We start from the raw sequence: 6406 nt of genomic DNA on the forward strand, positions 1-6406 counted from the left end.
GCCCACCCCCCGATCCAGGAGGCCATCATGGGCATTCCGCACCTGTCGCGCCGTTCGTTCCTGACCGCAGTCTCCGCAGGCGCCGTGGTGGTCACCGCCGCCCCCCTCCTCGCCGCGTGCGGGGACGGCGACTCCGGGGGCGGCAAGGTCACCATCGAGTGGATGGACATCGCGACCACCGAGCCGTCCAAGACGCTCTACCCGCAGATCGCCAAGGCGTACGAGGCCGCGCACCCCGACGTCAAGATCAAGCTCACCAACCTGGAGAACGAGGCGTTCAAGTCGAAGATGACGGCGCTCACCGCCTCCGGCAAGCTGCCGGACATCTTCGTGACCTGGGGCGGGGGCGTGCTCAAGCAGCAGATCGACGCCGGCCTGGTCAAGGACGTCACCTCCGACGGCTCCGCCATCCTGAACACGATGACGCCGGTGTCGCAGAAGCCGTACCAGTTCGACGGGAAGACCTACGCGATCCCGTACGACATGGGCGGCGTGGGCTTCTGGTACAACAAGGCCCTCTTCAAGAAGGCCGGCGTCAAGGACACCCCGAAGACCTGGACGGAGTACCTGGACGCCATCCGCAAGCTCAAGGGCGCGGGGATCACCCCCATCGCGATCGCGGGCAAGGACAAGTGGCCCGAGATGTACTACTGGGCCTACCTCGCGATGCGCATCGGCGGGCTGTCCGCGCTGCAGCAGGCCCAGCAGAACAACGACTTCAGCGGCGCCGCCTTCGTCTCCGCCGGGCAGAAGCTCAAGGAGCTCGTCGACCTGCAGCCCTTCCAGAAGGGCTTCCAGAACGCCGGCTACGACGCGCCCGGCGGGCAGGCCGCGACCATGGGCGGCGGCAAGGCCGCCATGGAGCTGATGGGGCAGTGGGCGCCCGCGGTGGAGAAGGACGCCTCCGGCAAGGACCTCGGCGACGACCTCGGCTGGTTCCCCTTCCCGACCGTGGAGGGCGGCCAGGGCACCGCCACCGAGGTGTTCGGCGGCGGCAACGGGCACGCGCTCAGCAAGGACGCCCCCAAGGAGGCCATCGACTTCCTGGCCTTCCTCATGAACAACGAGAACGAGCGCAAGCTCGTCTCCTCGGGCGCGTTCATGCCGGTCGTCAAGGGCGCCGAGAGCGAACTCGACAAGAACCGCAAGCTGGTCGCCGACGCGCTGAACAGCTCCACCGGGTTCCAGCTCTACCTCGACCAGGCGTTCCCGCCGGCCGTCGGCCAGGAGGTCAATGACAGCGTCGCGGCGCTGATCGGCGGCAAGAAGACGCCCCAGCAGGTCACCGAGGCGGTCACCAAGGCGGCCAAGAGCCAATGACACTGTCCGCCACGACCGAGAATCGGCCGCGGCACGCCTCGCGGGCCCCGCGCAAGCGGGGCCCCAAGGCGTCGATGGGGGCGCGGGTGCGCGGCTGGGCGTCCACCACCTGGTTCCTGCTGCCGGCCCTGCTGCTGTTCTTCTTCTTCGTCCTGATCCCGATCTTCGTCGCGTTCTACACCAGCTTCTTCAACTGGGGCGGCTTCGGCCGGCCCGACGACTTCGCCGGCCTCGGCAACTACCGCAAGCTCGCCGACGACCCCGTCTTCCGCGGCGACCTGTGGCGCGGCCTGCTGCTGGTCGTCTTCTCGATCGTCGTCCAGCTGCCGATCGCGCTCGGCACCGCCGTGCTGCTGAACCAGAAGATGCGCGGCCGGGCGGTGTACCGGGCGATCTTCTTCGCGCCCTACATCCTGTCCGAGGTCATCGCGGGCGTCCTGTTCGGCATCATCTTCCTGCCGGGCGACGGGTTCGCCGACAAGCTCGTCGGCGACCTGCCGCTGCTCGGCGACCTCGCCGGCAAGTGGTTCGCCGACCCCGACACGGCGCTGCCCACCCTGTTCGCCGTCATGACGTGGAAGTACTTCGGCTTCCACATGATGATCTACCTCGCCGGGCTGCAGGGCATCCCGTCGGAGGTGCTGGAGGCCGCCTCGATCGACGGGGCGGGCCCGTGGCGGCGGTTCCGCAGCGTCACGCTGCCGCTGCTCGCCCCGACCCTGCGGATCAGCGTGTTCCTGTCCGTCATCGGCTCGATCCAGCTCTTCGACCTCGTGTGGGTCACCACGACGGGCGGGCCGACGCACTCCACCGAGACGATGGCCGTCACCATGTTCCAGTTCGGCTTCAAGCGCTACCAGATGGGCTACGCCAGCGCGATCAGCGTGGCCATGTTCGTGATCAGCATGATCTTCTCCCTGATCTACCAGCGCTACGCGCTCCGCCGCGACCTGCAGGGCGCGGTCACCTCCGCGGGAGGCCGCCGATGAGAACGACCCTCGCGCGGAGCATGTCCCGGCACGCCCTGGTCTGGCTGCTCGGCTCCTTCATCGTCGTCCCGCTGCTGTACGCGGTGGTCTCCGGGTTCAAGACCACCGGTGACCTGACCGACAACCCGTTCGGGCTGCCGGACCCCTGGAAGGTCTCGAACTACACCGGCATCCTGTCGTCCGGCGACTTCTGGCGGCAGATCGGCAACAGCGTGCTCATCGCGGTCGCCACCACCCTGATCACCGTCGCGGTGGCGGCGATGGCGGCGTTCGCGTTCGCCCGGTACGCGTTCCGGGGGCGGGAGTTCTTCTTCACGCTGTTCGCGATGGGGCTGATGTTCCCGCCGGCGGTGGCGGTGCTGCCGCTGTTCGTCCTGCTGCGCTCGTTCGGGCTGCTGGACAACCCGCTCGGCATCGTGCTGCCGCAGGCCGCGTTCGCGCTGCCCGTCACGATCATCATCCTGCGGTCGTTCTTCCGGACGATCCCCGCGGAGCTGGAGGAGGCCGCCATCATGGACGGCTGCAGCCGGTTCGGGTTCTTCTGGCGCATCCTGCTGCCGATGGCGCGGCCCGCCCTCGGCACCGTGTCGGTCCTCGCCATCGTGACGAGCTGGAACAACTTCTTCCTGCCGCTGCTGGTGCTCGCCGACCCGAAGTGGCAGACGATCCCCGTCGGCATCCAGCAGTTCCAGGGGCAGTACTCGACGAACTACGCGCTCGTCATCGCCTACATCGTGCTGGCGATGGTCCCGGCGCTGGCGTTCTACGCCGTCGCCGAGCGCCAGCTGATCGGAGGGCTCACCGCCGGCGCCACGAAGGGCTGAGCGGAAGGCTCGAGCAGGGGCCGAGCGCCCGCCGCGGGACGGCCCGGACGGCGACGTCCGGGCCGTATGGTCCTGCCCTCCCCGGCCTTGGATGAAAGGCTGAAAGGACCGTTCCGGGGTCCGGTGATCCGGAGCTAGCTTCCGGTTGGACAGGACTCTCCTCACCCCGTGGACGGGAGGACGATGGGCAAGCGAAGACGAAGGGCGCTCGTGGCGGGGGCGGTACTCGGCCCCGCCATGCTGGCCGGTGCCCTGCTGACGGCGGCACCGGCGTCCGCGCACGGCGCGATGATGATGCCGGGCAGCCGCACCTACCTGTGCTGGAAGGACGCGCTGACCGCGAGCGGGCAGCTCGTCCCGCACAACCCGGCGTGCGCCGCGGCGCTCGCGCAGAGCGGGACGAACTCGCTCTACAACTGGTTCGCCGTGCTCCGCTCCGACGGTGCCGGCCGCACCCGCGGCTTCATCCCCGACGGGCAGCTGTGCAGCGGCGGCGCGGTCGTGTACGACTTCAGCGGCTACGACCTGGCCCGCGACGACTGGCCGGTCACGCACCTGACGTCCGGCGCGAACATCGAGTTCAGGTACAACAAGTGGGCGGCGCATCCGGGAACGTTCCGCACCTACATCACCAAGGACACCTGGAGCCCGACCCGCCCGCTCAGCTGGGACGACCTGGAGAGCGAACCGTTCTACAGCGCCACCGACCCGCCCAGCGTCGGGTCGCCCGGCAACGAGGACGCCTACTACCACTGGAACGCCACGCTCCCGTCCGGCAAGAGCGGCCGCCACCTCATCTACACCGTGTGGCAGCGCTCGGACAGCAACGAGACGTTCTACGGCTGCTCCGACGTCGTGTTCGACGGCGGCAACGGCGAGGTGACGGGCGTCGGCGAGGGCGACGGGGACCCGACCGACCCGCCCACCGATCCGACCGACCCGCCCGGCACGCCGGGCATGGTCTGCACCGCCGAGTACCACTCCGTCAACAGCTGGGGCGGCGGCTACCAGGGCGAGGTCAAGGTCACCAACACCGGCACGCTGCCGCTCAACGGCTGGATGGCCCACTTCACCTTCGCCAACGGCGAGACGGTCGGCAGCCTGTGGAACGGCACCTACACGCAGTCCGGCCCGGACGTCACGGTGAAGAACGCGAGCTGGAACGGCTCGCTCGCCGTCGGCGCCTCGACCACGTTCGGGTTCACCGCGAACGCCCCGGGTTCACCGACGACGCTGGAACCGCACTGCATGACCTCCTGACAGGCATCGGCTCCCAACAGAACACGGCCCGCGGCGTCCGACAGGGGACGCCGCGGGCCGCTCCCTTCCCGTCGACCTGCGGCGTGTTGTTGTTATGAGCCGCCGGATAACAACAACACGCCGCAGATCAACGAAGGCGGGGAGGGAGAGGCCCCGTGACCGGGAGCGGGTCACGGGGCCTGTTTCCTGTTGGGGCCTGTTACTGGACGGGCGGGTAGGCGTTCTTCAGCAGCTCCTGGAACTGCGCGGAGAACCAGTGCCCGGACAGCGGCGCGTCCGGCAGGGCGCCGCTCATGTGGTTGTTGTTGCGCGGGTTGCCGGTGTACGTGGGGTCGCACATCCGGTCGAAGCCCTTGCCCTCGTCGTTCGGGATCTCGGAGCTGGCCCCGTCCGACTCGCCCGGAGGCTTGATCCACACGTAGGCGTCGATGCCCGCGGCGGGCGCCGCCTTCGGCCGCTCACCGAGGCCCGCGCCGGCCTGGTTGCACCAGTTGCCGAGGTGGATGCGCCGGTCGATCCGGCTGCCGTCCACGTAGGCGTTGACGTCGGTCTGCGGGCCGGGCCCGGTCGGGCGCGCGGTGCCGCCCCAGCCGTTGCGGCTGGTGTCGATCAGCATGCCGATGCCCGAGTCGAAGCCCTCTCCGATGAGCTCCTGGCGGAACGCCTGGGCGTAGGACTGCTCGTCCACGTACCGGTTCCAGTCCACCCAGGTCGACTGGCGGACGGACGTGCCGTTCACCGAGTCGTTGATGGTGAAGTAGGGCTCCTTCGTCGCCCCGTAGTTGGCGGTGTTGGTGATGAAGCCGGCCACGTTGCTCTTGGATCCGGACATGTCCGCGGTGTCGGCGAGCAGCTGCGCGGTCGGGCCGAAGTTGTCGTCCCAGCCGATCCAGCCGTGGTGGCCGATGTCGATGTAGTTGTAGACGTTCGACAGGGCGCCGAGCTTCTGCAGGGCGTAGGCGATGCCCTTCTCGTAGTTGCCGTTCGCCTTCATGACGTCGCAGTTCTCGGTGGCGGTCGGCCGGTCGCCGGCGTTGGTGACGAGGTTCGGCAGCGAGTCGATCTCGACGACCGTGACGATCCGCAGGTCGGCGTACTTGGCGTCGCCGAGGATCTGCGCGATCGGGTCGATGAAGTCGGTCTTGTACCGGTCGAGCTCCGTCGGGCCGAGCTCGCCGTTGGACGCCAGCGCGGAGCAGTCGCGGCCGGGCAGGTCGTAGACGACCAGCTGGATCACGTCGGCGCCCTGGCTGAGCGCCTCGTCGAGGTGGTCGCGCAGGCCCATCCCGCCGTTCACGCCGTTGATCGCCGCGATCCGGTCCAGCCACACGCCGGTCGGCTGGTTCGCGACCGCGCTGCCGCCGGGCTCGGCGGCGGCGTTGGCGGACCATTCGGGGTTCACGTACACCTTCGCGCCCGCGTAGGGGTTGTCGACCCGGTCGCCGTCCGTCGGCGGGGTCACCGGCGGCGTGGTGGGCGGCTCGCTGCCGTCGTCGCCGCCCGTCGAGCCGTCGCACACCGTCCCGTTCAGCTTGAACTGGGCCGGCTTGGCGTTGGAGCCGGAGTAGGTGCCCTGGAAGCCGGGGGTGACCGAGGCGTTGGTGCCGAGCGACCCTCCCCAGCTCGGGTTCTTCACGGTGACGTGCTTGCCGGACTGGGTGAACGTCCCGTTCCAGCCGTTCGTGACCTGCTGGTTGCCGGCGAAATCCCACTCCAGCGTCCAGCTGCTGAGGGCGTCACCGAGGTTGGTGACCTTCACGTTGGCGGTGAAGCCGGTGCCCCAGTCGTTGACGGTGTAGTCGACCGTGCAGCCGGCGGCCGCGCTGGCCTGGGCCTGGGCCAGCGCGACCGTGCCTGAGGCGAGCAGGACGGCCGCCGCGGCGGCCGATACGCCGCGGCGCCGGGCGCCGGGCCTCCTGCGCGCAGGGGGGTGCTTCATGCGGGTTCCTCCATCTGGTTGAGCGGATCTCTACCGGGGGCAGGGGGACTGTCTCTTATACCTATTTGCCGATG

Annotated in this window: 5 protein-coding genes; 4 read left to right on the top strand and 1 reads right to left on the bottom strand. The window is 69.2% G+C overall.

Going from position 1 to position 6406, the window contains the following annotated elements; translation table 11 throughout:
- The 4 genes from E1284_RS37325 to E1284_RS37340 all read left to right on the top strand — a co-directional run.
- The coding region (locus E1284_RS37325) for an extracellular solute-binding protein (protein ID WP_341770464.1) at positions 1-1320 on the top strand (1320 nt) is incomplete at its 5' end.
- The gene (locus tag E1284_RS37330; protein WP_131944867.1) at positions 1317-2309 is read left to right on the top strand and encodes a carbohydrate ABC transporter permease; all 993 of its coding nucleotides are present in this window, start codon (positions 1317-1319) and stop codon (positions 2307-2309) included. The genes E1284_RS37325 and E1284_RS37330, both read left to right, overlap by 4 nt.
- Positions 2306-3133 carry a carbohydrate ABC transporter permease gene (locus tag E1284_RS37335; protein WP_131944868.1) on the top strand — a complete coding sequence of 276 codons (828 nt, stop codon included), beginning with the start codon at positions 2306-2308 and terminating at the stop codon, positions 3131-3133. Before E1284_RS37330 ends, E1284_RS37335 begins: the two co-directional genes overlap by 4 nt.
- A 168-nt stretch (positions 3134-3301) precedes the next feature.
- Positions 3302-4393, top strand: coding sequence for a lytic polysaccharide monooxygenase auxiliary activity family 9 protein (locus tag E1284_RS37340; RefSeq protein ID WP_243714987.1), 1092 nt, complete (start codon positions 3302-3304; stop codon positions 4391-4393).
- Between the two features lie 199 nt (positions 4394-4592).
- Here E1284_RS37340 and E1284_RS37345 read toward each other — a convergent pair whose 3' ends face one another.
- Positions 4593-6332, bottom strand: a complete 1740-nt coding sequence (locus tag E1284_RS37345; protein ID WP_131944869.1) for a glycoside hydrolase family 6 protein — start codon at positions 6330-6332, stop codon at positions 4593-4595.
- Positions 6333-6406: the final 74 nt, after the last annotated feature.

The organism is Actinomadura bangladeshensis (genome assembly GCF_004348335.1).
GTDB classification, from domain to species: Bacteria; Actinomycetota; Actinomycetes; order Streptosporangiales; family Streptosporangiaceae; genus Spirillospora; species Spirillospora bangladeshensis.